Below are 26773 nucleotides of genomic sequence, written 5' to 3'. Positions count from 1 at the left end.
TTTAAAGAGACTTGCTTTATACATTTGATTTTAGTTTTTAATAAACGAAAAATGAAAAAAATTATACTTCTGCTTTTTCTGATGACAAGTATTTATGTAATTTCACAAAAAGCACCTAATTCTCATATCGAAAAAAAAGAGGCTATAGTCAGTTATCTTCCACAAATGGTAGCTCCAAATATTATTTCTACGGCAGCTTTTGAAGGTCATGCTAGTATTACTCCATCTGGTAAGGAACTTTATTTTGCAATTTACTCAAACGATCATTCGTATTGTACGATAGCATATGCTATAAAAAAAGGAGAGCATTGGTCTACTCCTCAAATTGCACCTTTTTCAGGAAATTACAGTGATGGCTCTCCTTCTCTGTCTCCAGATGGAAATAAATTGTTTTTTAGCTCTAACAGACCTATTAAAGGAACTACTATAAATACTAATGCAGATCTATGGTTTGTAGAACGGACAAATGAACATAGTAACTGGAGTGAACCAAAACGATTACCCGATGGTATTAACTCTTCTTATACCGAATTTTCTCCTACTGTTGATCATCAGGGAAATTTACACTTCTGTTCTAACAGACCAAATGGATATGGAGATATGGATATATACTATGCCACATTTAGTAACCATCAATATCAAACTCCTATTTTATTACCAAAAACCATCAATTCTAAATATCACGAAGGTAACGTAGGTGTAAGTCCAGATGGTACTATTCTTTTTATGATGATACAGCATAAACCAGGAGATTATGGGTATGATGACATTCATTATTCGATAAAAAGACATGGTTTGTGGACTCCATCCAAAAACATTGGGCCAATTGTAAATACAGCTACATATGATTTTTCACCCAAAATATCTCCTAATGGAAAGACACTTTTTTTCTCTAGCAGAATACATAATGGTTTTATAAAAACAGATACGATATACACCTATCAATCTTTTCAGCATCGATTGGATTCACCATTAAACGGTTTCGGAAATATTTATCAGATAGCATTAGAAAACCTTCCTATAGAAACAGAGAAATAAAACTATAATCGAATACATTATGAAATACCTTTCTATTTTATTTTTTACCCTTTCACTTTTTGGATGTACGACTCCACAAAAAAAATTAGCTCCTCAAACCATATTACAAAGAAGTATTTTAAAACACGACCCCAACACAATATGGGCAACAAGCAACATACAACTGCATATACAAGAACCCCGCCTATCAAATCCTCATCGGTATTCGGTTTTAAAAATGAATAATAATAATCACAGCTTCGAACTATTAAGAAATCGCGATAGTGCTGTATCAAAACATAGCATAGATACATTGGGATATGCCACTACCTTATTAAATAATCAAGTTATTACTGATACTACAGTTATCAAAAAATATAAGTTACAGCCCGAACGAAATATTCTTTATCAAAAATTCTATTATCACCTTATAGGTTTGCCTATGTCACTGGATAATGCTAGCATAAAGGAATATGGAACGGTTACTTTTCAAAAATTCAATGCTAAAAACAGTTTTAAATTACCTATCGAATTAAAAGAAAAAATAATATCAAAACATTGGAATCTCTTTATAGATCAAAACGATTACATTTTATTAGGGTTAGAAATTGTTTTTCCTAATGATTTAGCCAAAGGAGAGCGTCTTTATTTTGATGGAGAAATTAACATCAATACCCTTAAAATACCTAGAATACGTCATTGGCATGAATATGATACAAATGACTATTCTGGCTCTGATATTATTATAAAAGCGCTATGATCGGATTATAAAATACACCTTAGTCATTTTGATTCCATTCGCTCTTTAGGATCGAATAGATATCCACACTAATATTTTCTCCATTTTTTACTTCACACTCTCGCATTGTCCCTTCATAAGTAAAGTTGATTTTTTCAAGCGCATTTTTACACTTGGTATTGTCACTTACCACATAACCTTCAATTCTATTTAAACCTAAGGCTGTAAATCCCAGCTCGAAAAGCTTTGGCATCACTTCTTTCATGATTCCTTTTCCCCAAAACTCTTTAAGGAGCCAAAAGCCTATTTCTGCTTTTTTATGCTGTTTTTCCCAACTATTAAATCCTCCTGCACCACAAAACCGATTTTTTTCCAGATCATAAACACCCCACCAGATACCTGTTTCATTCTTTTTTAAAGAATCATACCACTCCATCTGTTCTTTGGTAGCTTCGAGCGTAGGGTAATGTACATCATAAAATCTGGTAATTTCGGGATCAGAAAGCCCTCCATGAATATTTTCTATGTCAGATGCTTGTATTTCTTTAAGTATGTAATTTTTGGTTTGCATAAATAGTTATAATCTTAGTTTTTACACGGTATCCAAAAGTACGTTATAAAATGGTAGTTTTTTACTAAATAAAGCTTAGGTAGTTTTTTATATTCTAGTTATACTACACACTTTGTTATACTGATACTCGTGCTCTGCTTTACTATCTAACAACTCAAAATTTAAAATAGTAGATAACTCCCGCTTCTTTGTTAATAACTATGGTTTTTGAGATAGCCAAACACAGATAGATTACAATTATATTTGCGTAAAACTGTACATAACGAGTCACACATGAAATTTATAGTATCCAGTTCATACTTATTAAAGCAACTTCAGGTATTAGGTGGGGTTATTAGTAATAGTAATACACTACCTATTTTAGATAACTTTTTATTCGAATTAGATAACAACACTCTGGCAGTATCTGCTTCTGATCTTGAGACCACTATTTCTACAAAATTAGATGTAGAATCTTCTGATCAAGGTACGATTGCTGTACCAGCAAAATTGTTATTAGAGACCCTTAAAACTTTTCCCGAGCAACCATTAACCTTTGTTTCTGGTGATAACCATACGGTAGAGATTAGCTCTAACCATGGTAAATATGCGCTAGCTTATGCCGACGGAGAAGAATTTCCTAAAGCGGTCGAGCTAGAAGAACCAAGTGCTACCAATATATTAGGAGATGTTCTGGCTACAGCAGTAAGTAAAACTATCTTTGCAACAGGTAATGATGATTTAAGACCAGTGATGAGTGGAGTGTTTTTTCAGTTTTCTACAGAGGGGTTAACATTTGTAGCTACAGATGCCCATAAGTTGGTAAAATATACTCGAGAAGATATCAAAGCATCGCAATCTGCAGAGTTTATTATGCCCAAAAAACCATTAAACTTATTAAAAGGGATTTTAGCAGGAAGTGATAGTGACGTATTAATAGAATATAACGAATCGAATGCTAAGTTTACTTTTGACAATACCCAGTTGATTTGTAGATTAATTGACGGAAAGTATCCTAATTATGAAGCTGTAATTCCTAAAGAGAATCCTAACAAACTTACAATAGCACGTACACAGTTTTTAAACTCGGTTCGCAGGGTTTCTATATTCTCTAATAAAACTACGCATCAAATACGATTAAAAATCGCTGGTGCAGAATTAAATATTTCTGCAGAAGATATTGATTACTCTAACAAAGCTGAAGAACGCCTAACTTGTGATTATCAAGGAGACGATATGCAAATAGGATTTAATTCCAGATTCTTAAGTGAGATGCTAGGAAACCTAACTGCCGATGAAGTACAACTGGAAATGTCGTTACCTAATAGAGCAGGAATTCTTACTCCTATAGATGGATTAGACGAAGGAGAACAAGTGACTATGCTGGTAATGCCAGTAATGCTAAATAACTAAAAATATAATTTCATATCTTTAAATCCAATCATAATTGCAATTGTGGTTGGATTTTTGCATTATATAAGATATGAAAACATATATTTTTATTATTGTAATACTATTCGGCGCTACAATTAGTGCTCAGGAAATCACATGTATTGATTATAAATTGTACAATGCGAATTATGATGTAGAGCAATTACACGAAGAAAAAACATCACTTACTACTTTAAAAAAAGAAAAGGTCCCTATACAAGATAACCAATTACAGTTGGTCGTACTATCCAATACTCATATTCCTTTTTCTAAGTGGAGCTCCTACAGAAAAAAGAAGACAAATAAAGGATTTAAAATTCTTATCGTTAACACTACCAAAGCACCACTAAATATCAAAAATATTGATGGTCTAATTTCTTTTACAAGACAGGTATATTATAAAAATGCATGGCGAACACTCGTATCATTTGACAAAGAGCCTCTTAGAATATTATGTGGCAACAGTTATTTATCCAATAAAATTATCGAACCTCAAGAAGTACAATCATTTATTGCGCCATGCATTTCGGGAAATATTACCGTACCAATTAGATTTATGATTAAAACAAAACCTCTAGAGTATGGAGATCCTGATAATGGTACTATTATTTATTCTAATACGTTCGAAGGGTCTTTTAACGAAGCTTTACTTAAATAAGATTCTTGTAGAAATTTGAATGGTACTGTGTTTTAGAATTTAAGTTCTCAAAACATAAAAAATAGTAGTACCATATACTTACATAAAGATAAAAAAGCAATTAAAATAAAACATTAAATCCTATTTTTGAGCGATAAAAATTCATAAACACAAAATCATGAACATAACGCTCGAACAAGCAGAAAAAGCCATTGCAGCAGCAAAGGAAAAAGCAATAGCTATTGACACAAAAATGGATATTGCCATTGTTGACTCTGGAACCAACCTTGTAGCTTTTGCCCGCATGGACGGAGCTTGGATAGGCTCGATAGACATTGCTATTAAAAAGGCAAAAACCTCCGTTTTTTTTGGAAAAAACACAGGGGTTCTAGGAGAACTTTCACAACCAGGAGGACCATTATTTAATATAGAACACTCTAATAATGGATTGATTACTTTTCCAGGAGGAGTTCCTATCAAAAATGATGCAGGAGATGTTATAGGGGCTATTGGTGTAAGTGGTAGTTCTGTAGAAAATGATCACGCCGTGGCAGAAGCAGGGGTATCTGTAATTTAATTACCCCCATAAGAGTTTATACATTACAAGGCTCTTATCATATGATAAAACAAACCCATGAGATATACCTCATGGGTTTTATTAATTATAAATAAATTTTTTCTTTATTTCTTAACAAATCGAGCGCTATGCCCTTTTCCTTCATTAAAAATCGTGAGAACATATACTCCTGATTTTAAATCATCTACATCGACATGAGAAGTACATTTTCCTTTTAAAGCAACTTTCCCCAGAGCATCAGTAACGGTATATGATACTTCTTTAAGTACGTTGAGTTGTATATTTAATTGTTTTCCTACCGGATTTGGGTGTAGTATGTAAGTATCACTCAATACTACAGAAACATCACCATCTTTACTAATCGCCGATGAACCACAAGCTCCTAAATTTGTCCAACCACTTTGCGTTCTCTCATAAAGGTTCCCTTGATATGTAACTCTATCACCTACCTGGTACGTTTGTGAAGCATTATATGCAGCCACACCTTCACAGATATCGTTTTCTCCACCACCAGCTTTGATGGTAACAGTATAATCCTCTACTTCTCCATAATTAAAGGTACCACATGGATTAGGAATCGCATTATAACTCATACTAACTCTCATTCTTGTCGCTCCTTCTGTTGCCGAAGCGGGCACTGTAAAAGCTCCACTTACAGGAGTATTGCGAGTAGCAGTCTGTGTCCACACCTGTTCGCCTGGGTCTTCAAAATCGCCATTCTGATTATAGTCTATCCAAACACTATACCCTTCACTATAAGTTGATCCTGTCCAAGTAGGAGTTATAGTTATTGTATTGGATACTCCTTTGGATAAATCTGTACTAATCGAAGTGTGATCAGTATACCCACTACTGGCACTTGATGCATTATTTATCGTTCCTAGTTGTACATTCCCTATATACTCTTCTGAAGCATTCGTACCACTAGAAGTACAATAATTTACTTGACTAGACGTAGTTGTAAAATTAACAGAAGCACTATAATTAGAGGTCGTACCATCTGGGCACTTACTTCTTACCTGGGCTTCATAAGCTGTAGCTGCCGATAAACTTGTAATTGCATAACTGTTTTGATTTACTGCTGCCGTTGTCCAATTAGTGGTACCCGTTTGACGATATCTAAGATCGTAAGTGGTACCAGAAACGGCATTCCAACTTACTGTTGCTCCACTTGTTCCAACTCCCGATGAAGAAACTCCACCTGGTACTGTTGCATTACAAGTAGATATAGATGTAGTCGTAAAATTAACAGAAGTACTATAATTAGAGGTACTATTATCAGGACACTTACTTCTTACCTGAGCTTCATAGCCTGTTGTCGCTGATAAACCTGTAATCGCATAACTGGTTTGGTTTACTGCAACGGTTGTCCAGTTAGTAGTACCAGTTTGGCGATACCTTAGGTCATAGGTTGTTCCTGATACAGCATTCCAACTTACTGTTGCTCCACTTGTTCCAACTCCCGATGAAGAAACTCCACCTGGTACTGTTGCATTACAAGTAGTACCCGAACCATTATAGGTGATGGTAACTTCTTGCGTATATTGCCAGCTACCATTATTTACTGTAATAGTAATAGGAATTTGTGTTCCTGTGGGAGTATCGGCTTTTAAGGTAAAATCAATAGTGCCGTTTTGGGTTCCTAAAAGCACTAAGTTATTATAGGATACTGCTTGCCCAAAAGAACTTACGTTTGAAGATGTAGATGATAAACTCACCGTCCAATTAGCATCATTAACGCTAAATCGCTTCAACGAAAATCCTACAGTTCCTGTCAATTCGGTAATGGTTTGTGATGTATTGGCCGGGGTTAGCTTTGCATATTTAATCCCCATTCTCATTATTTTACTATTTAAATAATATGACTCATTACACAAAGGGATTATTCTACTAGAAGGTGGCCAAAATCCATCATTAGAGCCTCCAACTTCGGGTGTCATAGCATATATTTTTGCTTTTGAAGTTTGTTCTCCATACATCCAATCATCAGAACTTCCTCCTCCTGTAACCCCTAGAGTTTGATAAGGAGTACCAACGGCATATGAGTTCTCTTCTGTCATATAGTTACCCATAGCTACAAAGGTATCTTTATCTGGTGGCAAGGTTGTCGAACTATATCCCCACGGGTGAAGCAATAAATCACTATATGAATGGTAATTAAGTGCTGATGTAAAGTTATGTTGGTTAACAAAGTCACGCATTGCTTGTGTTTCTGGTTCTGAAAAAGGTGTTGTTCCTTGATAAACTTCACTACTAGGATTATTAGATGAACCGTTATGTGCTCCCCACTCATATCCGTAATTACGATTAAGATCTACCCCGTATGTACTACCATTATTGCGTCTATTTTTTCTCCAAAAACCACCTCCGTTAGGGTTTGTCTGTTGATTGTATAGGTATCCATCTGGATTGATAATAGGTATAAAATAAAGCTCAGAATTATCTATCAATGTTTTTACTTCATCATTGGTAGCATAATTTTCTAAAAGGTACCACATATAAAATAGATTTTGAGATAATCCAATAGGTTCTCTGGCATGATGTAGGGAAGTAAAAAGCATTTCTTCTTCATCCTCATCGGTATCTGCATTATCACTTATTTTGACCATATAAATAGGTCTTCCCTCAATAGAAGTACCTATAGAAGACTTTACCGTAATTAACTGTGGATACAATTGTCGCATTTTATCCAAAACCGCAATGGCTTCATCATGAGTATGAAACCCTCCCATACTCCCTAAAGAAAAATTAGAAGGTGTGGGTACTTGCATTGCAGCATTTTTTTCTGCCCTTCCGGCATTTTTTTTATCGATTCTTTTATTGATACGCGGAATTCGTTTCTCAAGATTCCTGATCTTGATTTTGTGCTTAATACCCTTCTTTCTTAAAAGTTGTAAATCTTTATGAGAAATTTCTGCCGTAATTTTTCCGTTTTCAAAATGAAAATGATCAACTTCGAGATCTTTTGTTTGTAAGAATGATTTTGTTTGGTCTCCTTCTATTACCACTCGGTAATGTTTATTCTGTGCATGTAGTTTAGTTATACTACATAACAATAAAACCAGCCCCAATACTATACAGGACCTATTACTAACGCTTAGTTTTTTCATTGAGTTTGTTTTAAGTTAGTTAGAATGTAAATTAACCTCTAGAAAAGGCTATTTCAATATTACTCATTTAGTTATAAATATTGTTTTTTAATCATCTAATTAACAATACATTATGCTTTATTTAGATATTTTTTAATATTAGGCTTTATCTTAGTTGTTTATTGGTAACTATATTATAATGACTAGAAAAGAATTAAAGCACATCCATAGTAACATCAGACCATATATTCACAACACACCAGTTCTAACGTCTCAACTACTTAATAAAATTACTGGTACTCAACTATTTTTTAAATGCGAAAATTTCCAAAAAATGGGTGCTTTTAAGATGAGAGGAGCCGCCAATGCCATTCTTCGGCTATCAGAAGAGCAGCGATCAAAAGGAGTAGTTACTCATTCTTCAGGTAACTTTGCTCAAGCGTTAGCATTGGCTGCAAAAAGTATAGGGGTAAAAGCATATATTGTAATGCCATATACGGCACCTCAAGTAAAAAAAGATGCTGTAAAAGAATACAATGGTGAAATTATAGAATGTCCACCTACCTTAAAAGATCGTGAAGCCACAGCAACGCGCATACAACATAAAAAAGGAGCAACCTTTATACACCCCTCTAATAATATGGATGTTATTCTGGGACAAGGAACAGCTGCATTAGAATTATTAGAAACTCATAAAGATCTGGACTATATCTTTACTCCTGTTGGTGGAGGGGGATTAATCGCAGGAACTGCTCTGGCAACCGGTCTGTTGAGTAACAAATGTAAGGTTATTGGTGCAGAACCTTTTGAGGTAGATGATGCGTATAGATCATTATTAAGTGGAAACATCGAAACCAATACCAGTATCAATACTATAGCAGATGGTTTAAAAACACAACTTGGCGATATTAACTTCCCAATTATTCGGCAACATGTTTCAAAAATAATTCGTGTAGAAGAGCAGGAAATTATTAATGCAATGAAACTTATCTGGGAGCGTATGAAAATTATCATAGAATCATCTAGTGCTATTGCCTTTGCTGCATTACTAAAAGAGAAAGAAGAATATACTCGTAAGAAAGTGGGAATCATTATTTCTGGCGGAAATGTAGATCTAATGAACTTACCATTTTAAAAAATTGAAAAACAGTACAAAAAAAAAGGCCAACCCCAAGGTCAGCCTGTATGATAATTTCTTATAAATATAATAATTAATATAACTTATATGCCCAGTTGATAGAAGTTCTATCATCAGGAGTCCAAGCAGCTCTTGAGCTTCCAAATCTCCAATTACAGTTATAAACAGAAGATTTCATAATAGAACCACAATCGTTGGCGGCATGATATCTAGTATCTCTTGTACTAGGTATTTTAATACCTAAATTTTGATCAGAATGCTGAAAGCCTAAGGTATGGCCTAACTCATGGATCATTAAGGTCATTTTCATAGTCCCACTAGGGTTAGTTGGCAATGCTTTGGCTCTATTTACCGAAACCCAGGTTCCTGTAAACCCATCTCTTCTAGGTAACTGTGCTCTTGCCCAGGCAACATCCCTACTATCGCTATAACCAGCTACAATAATATTAGCATCTCTTTTATTATATACTCGTCTAAAGTTAATATTTGGACTTACTCTTGACCAGTGATATGCTGCCCAACCAAAAGCACTATAATACTCGGTGGGAAAATTATAATTTGGATTAGCAACATCTCCCGTAACAAAGTAATACTTAATATTTCTTGAATTGCTATAAGAAACTCTAGAATTACCCATCCATTGATTTTTACTAACAATACCATTTTCCTGAGCTTCTTGATCCATTTTAATCATATTTGCTCTGGTATTAGCGTCAAAGGCATAGTCCCCATCATAGATTAGCGAATTAGTCTTGGGGTCAAATGTAAATAGATTGGAATCATATCCTTCATACTCTGCTAAATAATCTACCGTTTCCTGAGCTTCCTGAGGTAATTCAGGTTCTCCTGTAGACAGTTCTTCGTTCTGACAACTTAACAGTGCTAAACATAGAAAAGGGGTTGCTAACAGTGTTTTAAATGTGAATTTGTGCATTATCATAATTTTTTAGTTTGAAATTATTATTGCAAATTATACATTTATTTAACATAAAAATTATTTTATATTAACACATACCGATACATTCTTAACATTCAATCAATTAAAACACATGTTTTTTTAATTTATGCAAAAAACAACATTTATTATCTCTAAAATTTTGTATCCAAAACCAATTTATCAATTTATACATCATAATATGTAGTAAATTTTTCCAAATAAGCCTACGGAGCATTTCATAGGAATACGTTTTCAAACTTTAAGCATCTACTTACTTACCTTTTATAGAATTAACAAATACTAAAACCTTATTAATCCTAATATAAAGTATTGCGCTAAGTTGAATTAGAAAAGGCTGTCCTTACTTTTTTGACAGCCTTTTCATTTAATTTTACAATAATAATACTCTAAAAAATTATCTTAAGAGGATTCTTAATATAGTTTATAAGCCCAACCGATAGCTCGCCAATCTGAAGGAGACCATGCAGAACGCCCACTTGTCCTCCACCCACAAGTAAACACGCTACTCCTCATTATAGAACCACATGTATTCCTAGCATGAAAAGCTGCATTACCAGTTCCTGGGATATTATAACCTGCTGTTTGATCAGAGTGTAAAAATCCAAGATTATGACCTAATTCGTGCATCAACAATGCCATTTTATCATTTGCATCGTGATCTGGATTATTATGCCCTCTTGCCAAGTTAAGTCGTAGCCAGTTTCCTACATAGCCGTTACCAGTTGGCAAACCAGCTCTTGCCCAAGCTACATCTCTGCTATCTCTATAATATCCAATATAAATATCTGCTCTCGATCTTGTATAAGTTCTTCGAATATTTATATTAGGACTTACTCTACTCCAATGATAAGCAGCCCATGCCATTGGGTTTATTTGATTTGAAGGAAAACCTCTCTCTATATAATACTCAATATTACGAGATTGATTATAGTTAACGAATGCACTAGGATAATTTTGATTCTTGGCTTGAATCTCACCATTTCCATCGGCTTTTGGGCTATTTTCATAACCAACAGGTACAGCAAAATCTTCAAAAAATAAAGATTCTGTTTCTGCATCGTATTTAAAGTCTTCTTTAGAATATCCTAATGCATCAAAATACTCTAAAGTTGCCTGAGCTTCTACAGGGATTTCATTCTCTGATGAAGTTTCAAAATCTTCCTTTTCACAACTCATAAAAATTAAAAAAGTAAGTGTAAAGGGAATTGTCAAAAATTTACTGAATGTGAATTTGTGTTTGTACATAATTTGTGTGGTTTAAAATTTGTCAAAAGTTATTTAATTATAAAACATATAACTCACACTATATTAACTACTTATAGTATTAAATATACCAAAAATTGATTTTATTACTTATTTTCAACAAAAATTTACAATCCATTTGTAAATTTAGGAGCAAAAACAACATACACAACTCATTTTTAAACAGTAAAAAACATATTCTCTTCTTTTCAATATACAAGTAAAATCAAACTAATTATTTGTGTTTTTTTGCAAAAAAAAATACCTGCATGATGGTACAGGTAATTTTTTTATGCTGTAGTATAAAAATATATTATATATAGATCATCAAATAAAGATTACATTACAGTTATTAATAAGCCCATTCTATGGCCGTTCTATCATCATCTGTCCATTGCGCATTGGTACTTAATGTCCATCCGCATCTATATACACTGCTTCTCATAATAGATCCACAGTTATTGTTAGCATGATAAGTTGCATTATTTGTTTGAGGAATATTTCTACCTAAATTAGAATCAGAGTGATGAAATCCTAAGGTATGTCCTAGTTCATGAATCATCAATACCATTTTTTCTGCAGAAGAAGTTGATGCATGATTCTTTGCTATATTAATATTTAAATAAGTTCCTACATTTCCATTACCTGAAGGTCCTCCAGCTCTTGCAAATGCTCCCGAGTTAGGTTCATTAAAGGTAGACAATACGATATCAGCTTGTGATCTGGTATACGTTCTTCTTATATTAATGTTGGGGCTTATAGCAGTCCAATGCCATGCAGCCCAACCAAAAGGGCTTCGATAATTTTGAGGAAAATTACTTTCTATATAGTAAAAAATACTTCTAGTTTGAGCATAACTAGTCCATTTATTCATCCATTGATTCTTAGCCGTTACACCATCACTATCATCTGTCTGATTAAATTTCTCTATATTCTGAGCATAGTCAAAAGAAACTCCCATGTCATCTTCTACATAAAATTCTCCGGATTCTAGATTTACTTCGATATCACTTTCGTTATATCCTAAAGTTTTTGTTAAATAATTAAGGGTTTGCTCTGCATTTGCAGGTAATTCTTGCGTATTTTCATCGAGATTATCTTTTTGACAACTTATCGAAATAACAGAAAGGCTAACTAGTAAAAATTTGAGTTTGTGTTTTAACATAATTTTGGGTTTTGAATTATTTTTCAAATTTACCTACAATTCCTACATTATACAGGTATTATATTATCTCAAAAGTATACTTTATACGCTAAAACCATAAAAAATATGGTATTTCACCACTAAAAACAAAACTAAATATCTTTTCAACCTTGAAAAAAATCATTTTATCTATAAAAAGAAAGAATATTCTTCAATTCTTACATTTAAACAAAAAAAGCTATCGATAAAAGTATCAATAGCTTCTTTAATTATTGTTTAATATCTTCTTAGACTCTAGGCAAGTCTCCTTCTCCTTTTAATGGCAAATTAGAGCTTCCCATTAAATAGGTGTCAACATGGTATGCCGCTTGTCTTCCTTCTGCAATTGCCCACACTATTAAAGATTGCCCTCTTCGAGAATCTCCCGCAGCAAAAACACCTTTTACATTGGTAGCATAATCTAAATCCGTTGCTTTTATATTCGTTCTAGCATCCATATCTACTCCAAATTGATTGGCTACATCTGTTTCAGACCCTGTAAAACCTAAAGCCAATAATACCAAATCACATTTCCACTCTTTCTCTGTATTAGGTATTTCTTTTAATGTAAAACGTCCATTCTCTTTAACCCATTCTACCTCACTAGTGATCACCGCTTTTAAGTTTCCTTTATCATCACCTACAAACTCTTTGGTAGAGATGCTCCACTGTCGCTCTGCCCCTTCTTGATGCGAAGAACTAGTACGTAATCTCATTGGCCAAAATGGCCATGGCTGGTTTTTAGGCCTTTCTAGAGTAGGTTTCCCCATAATTTCGAAATTAGTTACCGATACTGCGCCATGTCTTACAGAAGTACCAATACAGTCCGAACCTGTGTCTCCTCCTCCTATTACAACTACATCCTTTCCTTTGGCAAAGATCTCATCTCCAAGATCTTCTATACCATCTACTCTTTTGTTATTTTGTTTTAGAAAATCCATTGCCTGTACTACTCCGTTTAAATCTGCTCCTTTTATAGGTAGATTACGACGAACGGTAGCCCCTGTACACAATAACACCACATCAAAATCACTTTTTAACTGATCGGCATCTATATCTTTTCCTATTTCTGTATTCGTTTTAAAAACAATCCCTTCTTCTTCAAGAACGGCAATACGACGATCAATTACCTGTTTTTCCATCTTAAAATCAGGAATTCCATATCGCAACAATCCTCCTACTTTTTCATCTCTTTCGAATACTGTTACTAGGTGGCCTGCACGATTTAATTGCTGAGCAGCAGCCAATCCAGAAGGTCCAGAACCAATTACAGCTACAGTTTTACCTGATCTTTTTTTAGGGGGTTTTGCTTTTACCCAACCATTCTCGAAAGCTTGTTCTATAATATTTTTTTCAATATTTTCTATGGTTACAGGGTCTTCATTGATCCCTAACACACAAGCTTCTTCGCAAGGAGCAGGACATAATCTACCTGTAAACTCAGGAAAATTATTGGTAGCATGTAAAATCTCTGCTGCTTTTTTCCACTTCCCTTTATATACAGCATCATTAAAATCAGGAATCAAATTACCCAAAGGGCAACCACTATGACAGAATGGAATACCGCAATCCATACATCTAGCTCCCTGATCACTTAATTTATTTTTTGGCATGGGTAATGTAAATTCTTGATACCCTTTAATACGATCTTTAACAGGTTTGCACTGTTCTATTTCTCTTTCAAATTCTAAAAATCCGGTTATTTTTCCCATAATTTTCTACTACTATACGGTTATCTACTCTATCGTATTACTTGTGCTACTTTTCTATTTCTAAATACTCTTTCTTTAATCGCTCTAATGCTCTTTTATACTCTTCTGGGAAAATTTTAATAAACTTTGGTAATTCACTTTCCCAATTTTCAAGTATCCGTTGCGCCAAAGGACTTAATGTTGCATTGTAATGATTCTCTATCAGTTCTTTTAAATCATTTTTATCCTGTGATTCTTCTACAGATTCTAGGTTAAGTGTTTCTTTATTGCAATTTGCTTCAAAGGTGTTATTTGGGTTATAGATATAGGCAATACCTCCTGACATTCCTGCTCCAAAGTTTCTTCCTGTTTCTCCTAAGATAACAGCAACTCCGCCAGTCATATATTCACAACCATGATCTCCTATTCCTTCTACTACTGCTTTGGCTCCAGAATTACGTACGCAAAAACGTTCTCCTGCTTTTCCATTAATATATACTTCTCCTGCCGTAGCACCGTATAAGGTCACGTTTCCTGTTATTACATTGTTTTCTGGAGTAATTGTTGACTCTTCAGGTACTTTAATAATTAATTTAGCCCCAGAAAGGCCTTTCCCCAAATAATCATTCGTATTTCCATTTACGATCATTGTTAATCCATTGGTAGCAAAGGCCCCAAAACTTTGTCCTGCAGAACCAGTAAAATTCAATTTTAAAGTATTCTCTGGCAACCCTTGAGCTCCATATATTTTAGAAATTTCATTGCTTAAAATAGCCCCTACCGCTCTATCGGTATTACCGATTTTATAATTTAACAAGGTTTTTTCTTTTCTAAACAGTGCTGGATGCGCTTGTTCTATAATTTTAAAATCTAATGATTTTTGCAATCCATGATCCTGTTTTTCTTTATTATATACAGCTACATTATCGGTAGCCTTTACTTGGTGTAGAATCGGAGTAAGGTCGATTCCTGAAGCTTTGTAATGTTCTATCGCTTTTTTATGATTCAACTTTTGTACTTGCCCCACCATTTCATTAACCTTACGAAAACCTAGTTGCGCCATAATTTCACGTAATTCTTGTGCTACGAAATACATGTAATTAACTACATGTTCTGGCTTGCCTTTAAACTTTTTGCGTAATTCTGGGTTCTGAGTTGCGATCCCCACCGGACATGTATTTAAATGGCATACACGCATCATCACACATCCAGAAGCAACTAATGGGGCGGTTGCAAATCCAAATTCTTCGGCTCCTAACAAACAAGCAATTGCTACATCTCTACCAGTTTTTAATTGCCCATCACATTCTAGCACTACTCTACTTCGAAGGTCATTACCTACCAATGTTTGTTGCGCTTCTGCAATGCCTAACTCCCATGGCAACCCAGCATGTTTTAGAGAGGTTAACGGTGATGCTCCTGTACCTCCATCAAATCCAGATATTAAAACAACATCTGCTTTGGCTTTGGCAACACCTGCTGCCACAGTTCCTACTCCTACTTCTGAAACTAATTTTACATTGATTCTCGCATCTCTATTAGCTGATTTAAGGTCATAAATTAACTGAGATAAATCTTCGATAGAATAAATATCATGATGCGGCGGCGGTGAAATAAGCCCTACATAAGGTGTAGAATTTCTGGTTTTGGCAATTTCAGGATTTACTTTTGGACCCGGTAATTGACCTCCTTCTCCAGGTTTTGCTCCCTGTGCCATTTTTATCTGAATTTCTGCAGCATTTGTTAGGTAATTTGAGGAAACTCCAAATCGCCCAGAAGCCACTTGCTTGATGGCACTATTTTTCCAATCGCCATTAACATCTTTATAAAAACGTAATGGGTTTTCACCTCCTTCTCCCGAATTACTTTTTCCTCCAATCCTATTCATAGCTATTGCCAGATTTTCGTGAGCTTCCTGACTTATAGACCCATAGGACATAGCGCCTGTTTTAAAACGCTTTACTATTTCTGTCCAAGGTTCTACTTCTTCTATCGCAATAGGATCATAGTTCGAAAACTCTAACAATCCACGAATGGTCATTAGGTTTTTAGATTGTTCATTAATTAGGTCTGCATACTCTTTATAGGTGGTCGGATCATTATCACGAACCGATTTTTGCAATTTTGCAACAGTTAATGGATTAAACTGATGTTTTTCTCCTGTACGTCTCCATCTGTATTGCCCCCCTATTTCAAGTTCAAGATTAGCAGTAGTCCCTTTCTTGATATATACTTTTTTATGTCGTTTCGAAATTTCCTTTTCAATTTCATACAACCCTATTCCTTCTATTCTAGTAGCTGTGTTAGGAAAATACTGCTCGACTACTTTTGTATTTATACCAATACATTCGAATAATTGCGAACTTCTGTACGAATTAAGTGTAGAGATTCCTATTTTGTTCATCACCTTTAGAATGCCTTTTCCAACTGCTTTATTATAGTTGGTAATAGCTTCTTCTGCAGTAAGTTCTGTAATATCTTCTAATGCTACTTTCTCTCTAATAATTTCGTTCACCATATATGGATTGATAGCACTAGCACCATAACCAAACAACAATGCAAAATGATGCACCTCTCTAGGTTCTGCAGATTCTAAAATCAGTCCGATCTTCGATCTTTTTCCCAATCGCTGTAATCCACTATTTACATAAGAACAGGCAAGCAACGCTGGTATTGGAGCCCTTTGTTTACCCACATTACGATCAGAAAGAATAATAACATTGGCCCCCTCTTCGATTGCCTTGCAAACCTTATTAAGTAATTTTTCTAAACCATCTTCCAATCCGTTAAGCCCTCTATTAATATTGTACAACATAGATACAGAAGTGGCTTTAAACCCTTTTTCTGAATATGTTTTAATTTTATCTAGGTCTTCTCGGGATATTACCGGGTTATTAATCTTTAATTTATTACAATGTTTTTCATTATGCTCAAAGATATTATAGTCTGCTCCCAAAGAAAGACTTATATCACATATTAATTCTTCTCGTATACCATCTAAAGGAGGATTTGTTACCTGAGCAAACAATTGCTTAAAGTAATTGTATATAAGTTGTGGTCTTTCTGATAATACTGCAATAGGCGTATCAGATCCCATAGAGCCAATAGGTTCCTTTCCTTGCTGGCTCATTGGCATAATGATCGTTTCTATATCCTCTTGAGTATATCCAAATATTTGTTTTCGTTTAGAAACAGATTCTTCACCCAGAAACAAAGGACAATCATTATAAGGGATATCCTTTAGGTGTATCAAGTTATCACTTAACCAATCTCTATACGGGTGTTTTGTAGCAATCTTTTCTTTGATCTCTTCATCATCGATGATACGGCCTTCTCCCATATCTACCAAAAACATTTTACCTGGTTCTAACCGACCATGGTATTCAATATTTTCAGGCTCTAAATCAACAACTCCTGTTTCTGAAGACATGATAACATACCCATCTTTGGTAACACTATATCTAGAAGGTCTTAAACCATTTCTATCTAATACAGCTCCTATATAGTTACCATCTGTAAAAGGAATTGATGCAGGGCCGTCCCATGGCTCCATAACGCAAGAATGATATTCATAAAATGCCTTTTTTGCATCAGACATCTCTGGGTTTTTCTCCCAGGCTTCAGGAATCATCATCATCATTACTTCTGGTAATGAGCGACCTGTCATTAATAGTAATTCTACCACCATATCCATAGAAGCAGAATCTGATTTTCCATTTAATACAACAGGTAATATCTTTTTAATATCCTCTCCAAACCAATCACTTTTAAAAAGCTCTTCTCTAGAGCGCATTCTTGTAACATTACCTCTTAATGTATTTATCTCTCCGTTATGACACATATATCTAAAAGGTTGTGCCAAATCCCAAGTAGGAAACGTATTTGTAGAAAAACGTTGATGTACCAGCGCTAATCGTGTTACTACCTTTGGATTCATTAAATCTGTATAATACAACTTAATATCTTCTGGCATCAATAATCCTTTAAATATCAAAGTCTTTGTAGATAACCCTGGCAAATAGAAAAAACCGCTTTCTGATAATTTGGAAGCACATATTGCATGTTCGGTTATTTTTCTAGCTATAAATAGTTTTAAATTAAAGTCAAAATAACTTTGTTCTGCATCTTGCTTTCCTATAAAGATTTGTTTGATATAAGGTTCTGTTCTAGCTGCAATTTCTCCCAAATGTGATCGATCAACAGGTACATCTCTCCACCCTAATACTGTTAATCCCTGATCTAAAACATTTTTTTCGAAAACATCAATACAGAATTGTCTTTGGTTCTCTTTTTTTGGTAAGAATACATTACTTACTGCATATTCTCCTGGGGCCGGTAAGCTAAAATCACAATATTCAATAAAAAAATCGTGAGGAATATCAATCAAAATACCGGCACCATCTCCTGTTTTTCCATCTGAACTGACCGCTCCTCTATGTTCCAGTTTTTCTAAAATCTCTAAAGCCTTATGAATCATATCATTCGACTTTTTTCCTTCTAGACTACAAATGAACCCGGCACCACATGCATCGTGCTCAAATTCTGGTAAGTATAACCCCTGTTTCTCCATGTTTTTTATCAAATATAAGTATGTTAATACCGCTTGAAATTAACAAAACATAAAGAAATGTGAAAGAAATGTGAAACATTAGACTTCACTTTTTTGAGCTTCTTAAAAAAAGGGGTGTTAGAATTACAGAATCATAAAATGAGCGGCTCTAATTATGAATTTGATAATGGCTTTTTTCCAAAAAATCACAATAAATCACCTCAATTTAGAGTCATCGAAGTTTAAAAATAGTTTTGGATATTTTGAATGAGTATTTTAATATTCTTTTGATTTCTAATGAAAAATAGCAACGTTATGTCTTTCCAAAATACGATCCTTCACAAGCAAAAAACACGCTTTTTAAAACATAACAAAAATTGAAGTTTTTCAAACTCACTAATTGCCCATCAAACAGAATCTCATAGAATTCTTTAGATCACAACTATAGTATGCTGATTATTGACAAATTCTAACAAAAAAACATGCTAAAGCCAAATATTAATCCTAAAAACAAAACTTAAAAAATAAAACACCCTTAAAAAAAATAGGGTTAAAATTAAAAAACTAACAAAAATCAACACAACAACCCCTGTAAAAACACGTGTTTACTTAAAAAAATATATTTTCAAGAAACAACAACTCTAATTCTTACTCTTTATGAAAAAAATAGAAGCAATTATCAGACGGTATAAATACCCTGTAGTAAAGGAAGCTTTACACAACAAAGATGTTATGTTTTTATTGGTTTGTTTGCTGGTATGCTTATTATTCTAAGCGTTGCATTTGTTGACAAATTACAATTGGATGATCCTGTAGGTGCTATAGCTGTGCATTTAATATGTGGATATGAGGAAACCTGGCTGTTGGTATTTTTGGAGAGAAAGCCGGAGTTGATCAATTCCTTATTCAAGGACTTGGCATTCTCATCATTGGCAGTTTTTGCATAATAACCTCATTTATTATTGTATTTTTCCTTAAGAAAACTATCGGAATTCGAGTTTCAGAAAAAGAAGAAATCGACGGATTAGATAGTCATGAGCATGGCATGGATGCATATCCAGATTTTAGAATTAACCAGCATTAAAACAATCTCAACTATTATAATTTATGTATACTACCAATAGTGGGTGTACGACAAATTTCCCTTAAGCCGCATTTTTTGATAATTGTTTGATTCTATGTTCTTGTTTGCTTTTGTATACTACTCTAAGCTGCGCCATTTGTTGAAACCCTTTCATTGTCCATCGCTGCCCAGATAATTTTAATCGTTGTTGTAATACATCTTTATGGGCAGATTCTATGGCACCAGAACCTATTAGGAGACCTTCTTTAAGATATTTATGATATTGCATTCTATCTTTGTTTTGTTTGTAATAATTGATTAACCTATTCCTTTTTACTGTTGTCTTTTGTTGCTTGGGAAGTTTTTCAAGGGTTTCAATAATGGGGGTCAATGCCTTTATCTAACATTGTTTGAGAAAGTCTATCGATCCACTTATGTCTTTTGTTTTCGTCTTTGTAATATAATTTGGCAAATTCACATAAATGTTCTTTGCCGTGGTAATAATCCACAATCTGTATACTCTCAGGATAGTATTGTTCTATCCACTTCCAAATCCATCTGGCACCATCAGCTATAAATACAATATTATTCAAGTTCTCTAAATGATAGTCCATCTTAGAGGTAAACTCTTTATGATCCCCTAGATGAGTGACATAGGTAGATTTGGTTAATTCTGTTCGCTTTGGACTTACTTCAACAATATCCTTGGGTTGGTATATCCGTCCCAACTTACTTTCCTTCCAGCTCTCTTCCCTTGTTAAGTACATCGCTCCGTCCACACTTACGTAATGAAGTTCATTAGCCTTCTGCTGATCATACTCTTTGTAAACAGCTTCAGAAATAGTATTGTTATCTTCTTCCTCGACCCATTGCCCATATTGGTGGCAAACACGCTCGATTTGCTTAGCATTGACATTAGCTCCTGTCAAATTATTGAGCACTTCTTCTGCATCACGAAAAACCAAATGTTGCCCTATGTAACACATTGTTTCTTGGGTCAGGCTGCTAATATTCATACACCCAACCGTTTTGGATAAAACATGATTCTTGCACAAGGCTATTTTTCCAAATCGGGTTTGGAGTTTTTTTTTGAGTTCTTGCCCTTAGGAACATTACCAACGGACAATTGTAAGAGTTCCTTCTCAAATTTTTTCATCATAACTGCATATGACAACTCATAATCATAACCACTCTGCATACGTATAGGGTCTGATTCCCATTCTTCTAAATGTTTAGTAAGTAATTCGGTAGCTCTATGCTTGAAGTCCATAGTTTATTTGCAAAATAAAACTATTTAACCAAATAGGGAAATTTGTCGTACACCCCCAATAGTTTGAAAAAATTATTTTAATGAAAAAGACAGTATTTTTTGAAACATCTCACTTTTTTTATAAGGTTTTGTGATGATACCATTCATTCCTGATTCGCGAGTTTTTGCAATTACATCTTCCAAATCTACCGCTGTTAAGGCTAGCACAACTACTTTCTGATTAAATTTTCTGATTTCTAAAGTAGTTTCTAATCCATCTTGTTCTGGCATATGAATATCCATAAAAACAATATCGTATGTATTTGTCCGAACCAGATCAACTGCATCAAAACCATTAGATACTGTAGTACAATTGGCACCGACATCTTCTAATGTCTTTTTCGTGATCATCAAATTAACAGTATTATCATCAACCACCAAAATGGTATGCCCCTTTAGAACATCATGAAAATCATCTTCTTCTATTATAGGCGTATTTATATTTTTCTGCATTTCAATATCAAAAGAAAAAGAAGTTCCTTTTCCTAATGCTGACTTCATCAAGATCTTAGAGCCATATAATTCCTCAATGATTTTCTTAACAATATATAAACCCAAACCAGAACCACCTTTATTTTTACTGATATGCTTTGTGCTGGTAAATCCATCAAATATATTAGCTTGCAAGTCTTTTTTTATACCTTCTCCATCATCCTCGATTGTAAAACGAAATCCAACCAAATGTTCATCACTATATAACTGAATAACTTTTAACCAAATATTACCATCTACAGTAAATTTTATAGCATTAGAAATAAGGTTTATAAAAACTTGAGACAGTTTTATTCGATCTCCCAAAACTTCTGTTTCTATATTTTCTTCTATATCCAAATGAAGTTCTGTATTATTCTGAATAAGTTGATAGGAAAAAGAGTTACATATTTCTTTTAAAAGGGTATTAAGTATAAAAGGTTCAGAGTTTAGGTGAACATTTCCGAGGCTAAATTTGGTATATTCCAACGCATTATTTACCAAACCTGATAAATGATAATTAAAAAATTTAAGTGTTTTGATAGCTTCACCACGATTTTCTTCATCCTTTGATTTTTCTGTTGCTTCTATCAACCCCTGTATGGTATAAATAGGAGTTCTAAGCTCGTGGCTTATTACCGAAAAAAATCGTGAACGTTCTTCATCCAACACTAATAATTCTTTGTTTTTCTGTGCTAGTTCCTGGTTAATACTACTTTTCTGTTCACTCGATCTATATACATAGATGCAAAAAATAATAGCCAGTAATAGTAAAAATCCTATCAAGAAACTGATGTGGAAATAATTGTTTTGTAATTGAATATTTTTTTTATTGATAATAGAAAGTTTCTCAAGATCATTCTTGTTTTTAGCAATTTCATAGATAAATTGATCTGCTTGTAATGCTCTTACTTTTAAATCTTTTATATATTTCTCTCTATAGTTATTAGATAATGTTTGGTAATAAAATACCGAATCTAAATTTTTCTGATATTCGAAAAAGTAGCGGGATTTATACTGTGTCACCAACCTTAAAAACTCCTCTCTTTCTCTTTTAGTAAAGTAGAGAGAGTCTTTTTCTAATTCGTTTAATAGCGTATATGATTTTTTATATTCTTTTTTTTCTTCGATCAAAGCAATTGCCTGGTGTAGCTTTAATTCATTTCTAACAATAGTGTCTACACTATAAACTGTTATAGCTTTTTCTTTACTAAAGTCGTACTTATCCATTGCATTAATTGCAGTCCTGGTAATATCGATAACTTTGTCATATTGTTTTCTATCGGTACAGCTTATTACATAATCTATATAATTATAGAATATGGTACGATTTTTTTTTCCTTCAGCATCGGTAACGACTTTAGAAAATAAGCTATCGATATTTTCATACAAATGTGCTTCTCTGTAAATACGTAGCAGTGTTGTGGATAATTCTTCGGCATATGGAGTCTCTGCAATTGTATTAGACAGTTCTTTTGCTCTTTTTATATAGCTAAGGCTTTCTTTATACTTTCCAGAACTTAAAAAGATAAGACCATAATTATAATTATAAGTCACTAGAAAATTTTCATCTACAGTATCTCCTTTATTTTTTAAAGCGGTATCTAATAACATTCTCGCTTCAGTTATACTATCATTTTGCAACATTCTGTATACTACAAAATCCAGATGCTCTCCAACCGAATCCAGTGCCAGTTTTCCCTGGCTCATACCTAAAACAGAAACAAAAAGAACTATAACGCTTACCTTAACCTTCAACTCCCTCATAGCCAAAAACCTATACAACAATTACTTTCCCAAAGTGCAAATATATCATATCTTATAGAATAGCAAACAATTATCACATATAGTTTAATTCATTTGAATATCAGATACTTATACATAACAAAGCGTTTTAAAACTTAAAATCTAAAAAAAGAAGTGCCTCACTTTGTAAAAGTTGTATAAGTTTTTAACTTAACTAGGGTGTTTTGGGTAATATTTTAATAAAATATATGATAATATCATAATTTACTAAGATCTAAGATCTTCTTCCCAAAGGCTTTTTCTTAAGAATACTTTATAATCGTTTATTGCAAACATATCATTACTAAAAAGGAAAGCTCAGCTACTATTTTATAATCTGCATAGAAAGTGGGTACGATGGTAATTCTCCTTTGTTTGCTTTAATTGCATTAATAATTGGATATACAAAACATAAAATAGCAATCACCCCCAACCCCAGAGCTCCTAAACCAAACAATAAAGTAAGCGGAATGCAAATTAATGCATAAATAAACATACTAATTTGAAAATTCATAATTGATTTTCCATGTGCGTCCATATTCGATATTTTTTCTCGTTGTGTTAACCACATTATTAACGGAATTAAAAAACCTCCGAAACCTGTAATAAGGTCTAACAATTGCGATAAATGGGTAATGACTAAAACTGATTTGTCGTCTTTCATGATGTTATTATTTTTGATTGATGGTGATTTGCTAATTTTATTAGCATTTATACTAATCTGACGCTAATCGAACAGTATTGTTACAATCATAATCGATTTTTTATGTAAAAAAGCACCTAGAAATTTGTTCTAGGTGCCTTTTCTACTAATTAATTTAATGCCTGTTTTTTATATTATGTTTAATTAATGATTAATTTATGTGTAGTAGATTTTCCAAAACTACTTTCTATTTTAATTAAATAAATACCGCTATCTAAAGATAAACTACGACCAGATATGGTGTTTACTCCTGGCTTTAAAGCAATCTCACCTTTTTTACTACCTAAAATTGTATAAATATGAGCCGTAACATTTCCGGTAAGATATTTACTTAAGTAAAGTGAAAAATTATCCCTGGCTGGATTAGGTGTTATATATGTATTGGCCAAGTCCCCTTCTTCTTCTTCATCTCCAAAAACAGGTGATACCGATCTTGTTTCGGCCAATAAACTTTCCGTTAACACAGACTCGTTGCACGAACCTTCATAAATTTTCACATTAGAAAATATAGAATTATTACCACTACCTGCATCATTATCATTAATAAAAACCAAACGATCCATACTACCTGTATAAAAACTACCGACAGTAATTACATATTTCTTAGTGCCATTGGTATAATTATTAAAATTTGTTATTCCATAATTTTGAGTACCATGAACTTTAAAATATCGTGTAGATGTTAAGGTATTATCATTTTCAAAACCAACGGCATGAATTTCTCCTTCTGAAGTACTGCTAAAATCAAATTCTATCACTGTATTAGCTGTTACTGTATAATTCATAGCAATGTACTTCCAGGTATTATTTTGTAAAGACAACCCTGCTCCTCCATTCACGATAGAAGAATTACCTGCTGCATCCTGATTAGAAAATGCTGTTATTGTAAAATCATTAAAATTTATGGCAGTACAAACCGATGGATCTGTTGTTCCATTTTGAATACTTACCGCATCTATAGCAATATCACTTTGCCAACCACTGCCACCACTACCTGTCACTACATTAAAACGTAGTTGTACACTTGCATTTCCTGCATACGCAGCAAGGTTTACATCTGCAGTATTCCAATCTGTACCCTGAGCTCCTGTTCTGCTAAACACGCTGACCCAGTTTCCTGTATTATTAGTCCTTGCCTCTACTGTTAAGCTATTGATTGCACTTCCTACCATATGGTATTGAAAAGAAAGCTTTGGAGTACTTAAGCTACTAAAATCGAGGCATGGTGAATTTAATATAGCGCGCTTATTAGGAAATCCTGTTCCACTGCCCGAAGCTTCTACATATAGATAAAAATCCCCGTCTACCGCATTACTTGGCCCGGTATCGGCAGAAGGTGTGCTTCCAGAGTTTCTGGTCCAATTTAAATCATCTCCTGATGTAGCCTGTACCCATTGTCCCAAATTAGTTTCAAAACTTGCTGAAAACGGAAAAGATGCCACGTCTCCTATACAATTATCTATAGGATTTGGATCATCATCAAGTCCCATAGCATTCCAAAATGCAGGAATCGTTACTCTTTCTCCAAAATTAGAACCTCCTGTTGTTGTACATCCACCATATGCATGTACTCCTACAGCGTTTCCTGTTGCTTCATCTATAATCGGACCACCTGAGTTTCCTCCAGTAGTATCGGCTCTATACCTAACAAAAACATTGTTTACAAAAGATAACGGTCCTGTATGTGTCTGTTGTGTCAGGTTATCAATACCAGTATCAGAACCAAAGCCTGTGATTCTAATTGTATTTCCAGGAGCATCCCGAGAAACGTTATAAAATTTTCCTTGGGCTTGAATTGGAGTCTGACCACTTTGAGTATTAGGACCTACTGTAAATACCGCCCAGTCATTTTCTACACTTGGGTTATCGGGAAAAGGAGATACAAAATCTCCTAACTGAATTGGATATTGATCTTCTGGTCCAGGATGCACAATACTCCTATCTGGGTTTGATTTTGGTACATTAAATTCTAAAACGCGGGATCTACTACTCACACAATGACCCGCAGTAACCAGACGACCATTTGCTATAATCCATCCGGTACATCCTATAGGCACAATTCTACCAATAGCTGCATCATTAGCATCTACTCGATCATCAGTAGAACCACACTGTGTTTTTGAAACAACTTCTAATTCTCCAACACCAATTTCTTCAATGTTTACCTTTATTGATTTATCATTAGGAGCTCTATACAATTTCACAATCACTTTATCTCCATTAAAATAGGCCGTAGAGTTATTCCAATCCCTAATTGTAGAAGTATTTAGTGTTTGTGTATGTCCATCTAGTGCCGATGTAATTGTCAATGTACTATGCTTACCCAGGTTTACATCCTTAAAAAATAAACGTAACCATGTGGCACCTTCTTGAGATATAGTTTCAGTAATAGTTTGTGAACTACTTTTACTATAATTTGTATCCGGTTTGATATCCAAATTATAGGGAACATAGTGTCTGGGCAATTCGGATTGTGCAAAATTGATTAAGGGCAGAAATATCATAAACAGTACATATACCTTTGCATTCGTACTACTTAAAAAATTCTTTAAACTAAAATTTGTTGAGTTTGTTAGTTTTAAATTCATAAGAATAAGATTAAAAATTATTAGTTAGACATTAAATTTAATTAGTGTGATAT

At 33.9% G+C, this 26773-nt stretch carries 21 protein-coding genes; 8 read left to right on the top strand and 13 right to left on the bottom strand.

The annotated features are described in order from the left end of the window. The first annotated feature begins 51 nt into the window (after positions 1-51). Positions 52-1038: a TolB-like translocation protein gene (locus ABW636_RS02770; protein WP_367588426.1), complete on the top strand. Its 987-nt coding sequence runs from the start codon at positions 52-54 to the stop codon at positions 1036-1038. 19 nt (positions 1039-1057) lie between these two features. Next, positions 1058-1777 carry a DUF6503 family protein gene (locus ABW636_RS02765; protein ID WP_367588425.1) on the top strand — a complete coding sequence of 240 codons (720 nt, stop codon included), beginning with the start codon at positions 1058-1060 and terminating at the stop codon, positions 1775-1777. Between the two features lie 19 nt (positions 1778-1796). Here the strand turns inward: ABW636_RS02765 and ABW636_RS02760 are convergent, their stop codons facing one another. Continuing rightward, a complete protein-coding gene (locus ABW636_RS02760; protein ID WP_367588424.1) occupies positions 1797-2327 on the bottom strand; it encodes a GNAT family N-acetyltransferase in 531 nt (176 codons plus the stop codon). Positions 2328-2600: 273 nt separating this feature from the next. Here ABW636_RS02760 and dnaN point away from each other — a divergent pair, with 273 nt between their 5' ends. The 3 genes from dnaN to ABW636_RS02745 all read left to right on the top strand — a co-directional run bounded on the left by dnaN (position 2601) and on the right by ABW636_RS02745 (position 4951). Continuing rightward, positions 2601-3719, top strand: coding sequence for a DNA polymerase III subunit beta (dnaN, locus tag ABW636_RS02755; protein ID WP_367588423.1), 1119 nt, complete (start codon positions 2601-2603; stop codon positions 3717-3719). Positions 3720-3789: 70 nt separating this feature from the next. Further along, positions 3790-4395 (top strand): hypothetical protein, encoded by a 606-nt coding sequence (locus ABW636_RS02750; protein WP_367588422.1) that lies wholly within the window; start codon positions 3790-3792, stop codon positions 4393-4395. Between the two features lie 157 nt (positions 4396-4552). Then, positions 4553-4951 (top strand): GlcG/HbpS family heme-binding protein, encoded by a 399-nt coding sequence (locus ABW636_RS02745; protein WP_367588421.1) that lies wholly within the window; start codon positions 4553-4555, stop codon positions 4949-4951. A 104-nt stretch (positions 4952-5055) separates the two neighbouring features. On the opposite strand, the gene ABW636_RS02740 is transcribed toward ABW636_RS02745, so the two are convergent. Further along, positions 5056-8061, bottom strand: coding sequence for a M14 family zinc carboxypeptidase (locus ABW636_RS02740; protein ID WP_367588420.1), 3006 nt, complete (start codon positions 8059-8061; stop codon positions 5056-5058). A 178-nt stretch (positions 8062-8239) separates the two neighbouring features. Here ABW636_RS02740 and ABW636_RS02735 point away from each other — a divergent pair, with 178 nt between their 5' ends. Further along, positions 8240-9175, top strand: coding sequence for a pyridoxal-phosphate dependent enzyme (locus tag ABW636_RS02735; RefSeq protein WP_367588419.1), 936 nt, complete (start codon positions 8240-8242; stop codon positions 9173-9175). A gap of 76 nt (positions 9176-9251) precedes the next feature. Here the strand turns inward: ABW636_RS02735 and ABW636_RS02730 are convergent, their stop codons facing one another. From ABW636_RS02730 to gltB, 5 genes are all read right to left on the bottom strand, one after another. Further along, the gene (locus tag ABW636_RS02730) at positions 9252-10112 is read right to left on the bottom strand and encodes a matrixin family metalloprotease (protein ID WP_367588418.1); all 861 of its coding nucleotides are present in this window, start codon (positions 10110-10112) and stop codon (positions 9252-9254) included. A 435-nt stretch (positions 10113-10547) separates the two neighbouring features. Then, positions 10548-11312, bottom strand: a complete 765-nt coding sequence (locus tag ABW636_RS02725) for a zinc metalloprotease (RefSeq protein WP_367588417.1) — start codon at positions 11310-11312, stop codon at positions 10548-10550. Between the two features lie 418 nt (positions 11313-11730). Further along, positions 11731-12543, bottom strand: a complete 813-nt coding sequence (locus ABW636_RS02720; protein ID WP_367588416.1) for a M57 family metalloprotease — start codon at positions 12541-12543, stop codon at positions 11731-11733. A gap of 266 nt (positions 12544-12809) precedes the next feature. After that, positions 12810-14273 (bottom strand): glutamate synthase subunit beta, encoded by a 1464-nt coding sequence (locus ABW636_RS02715; RefSeq protein ID WP_367588415.1) that lies wholly within the window; start codon positions 14271-14273, stop codon positions 12810-12812. Positions 14274-14319: 46 nt separating this feature from the next. Then, positions 14320-18822 carry a glutamate synthase large subunit gene (gene gltB, locus ABW636_RS02710; RefSeq protein ID WP_367588414.1) on the bottom strand — a complete coding sequence of 1501 codons (4503 nt, stop codon included), beginning with the start codon at positions 18820-18822 and terminating at the stop codon, positions 14320-14322. A 737-nt stretch (positions 18823-19559) separates the two neighbouring features. Here gltB and ABW636_RS02705 point away from each other — a divergent pair. Then, positions 19560-19748, top strand: a complete 189-nt coding sequence (locus tag ABW636_RS02705) for a hypothetical protein (protein ID WP_367588413.1) — start codon at positions 19560-19562, stop codon at positions 19746-19748. Continuing rightward, entirely contained in the window at positions 19658-19885 is a 228-nt protein-coding gene (locus ABW636_RS02700; RefSeq protein ID WP_367588490.1) for a hypothetical protein, read from the top strand. The genes ABW636_RS02705 and ABW636_RS02700 overlap by 91 nt, the downstream gene beginning before the upstream one ends. A 61-nt stretch (positions 19886-19946) precedes the next feature. On the opposite strand, the gene ABW636_RS02695 is transcribed toward ABW636_RS02700, so the two are convergent. The 6 genes from ABW636_RS02695 to ABW636_RS02670 all read right to left on the bottom strand — a co-directional run bounded on the left by ABW636_RS02695 (position 19947) and on the right by ABW636_RS02670 (position 26720). Next, positions 19947-20153 (bottom strand): hypothetical protein, encoded by a 207-nt coding sequence (locus tag ABW636_RS02695; protein ID WP_367588412.1) that lies wholly within the window; start codon positions 20151-20153, stop codon positions 19947-19949. An 85-nt stretch (positions 20154-20238) separates the two neighbouring features. Continuing rightward, positions 20239-20850 (bottom strand): hypothetical protein, encoded by a 612-nt coding sequence (locus tag ABW636_RS02690; protein ID WP_367588411.1) that lies wholly within the window; start codon positions 20848-20850, stop codon positions 20239-20241. A 71-nt stretch (positions 20851-20921) separates the two neighbouring features. Next, positions 20922-21134, bottom strand: coding sequence for a hypothetical protein (locus tag ABW636_RS02685; protein ID WP_367588410.1), 213 nt, complete (start codon positions 21132-21134; stop codon positions 20922-20924). 72 nt (positions 21135-21206) lie between these two features. Beyond that, complete coding sequence (locus tag ABW636_RS02680; RefSeq protein WP_367588409.1) at positions 21207-23411, bottom strand: hybrid sensor histidine kinase/response regulator; 2205 nt, start codon at positions 23409-23411, stop codon at positions 21207-21209. A gap of 343 nt (positions 23412-23754) precedes the next feature. After that, the gene (locus ABW636_RS02675) at positions 23755-24093 is read right to left on the bottom strand and encodes a DUF4870 domain-containing protein (protein WP_367588408.1); all 339 of its coding nucleotides are present in this window, start codon (positions 24091-24093) and stop codon (positions 23755-23757) included. A 179-nt stretch (positions 24094-24272) separates the two neighbouring features. Next, positions 24273-26720, bottom strand: coding sequence for a trypsin-like peptidase domain-containing protein (locus ABW636_RS02670; protein WP_367588407.1), 2448 nt, complete (start codon positions 26718-26720; stop codon positions 24273-24275). Between the last annotated feature and the right edge of the window lie 53 nt (positions 26721-26773).

The sequence above is a fragment of the Aquimarina discodermiae genome, from assembly GCF_040786235.1.
GTDB lineage: Bacteria > Bacteroidota > Bacteroidia > Flavobacteriales > Flavobacteriaceae > Aquimarina.
The sequence above is the reverse complement of the archived record's forward strand: the minus strand, read 5'-3'. Positions and strand labels throughout refer to the sequence as shown.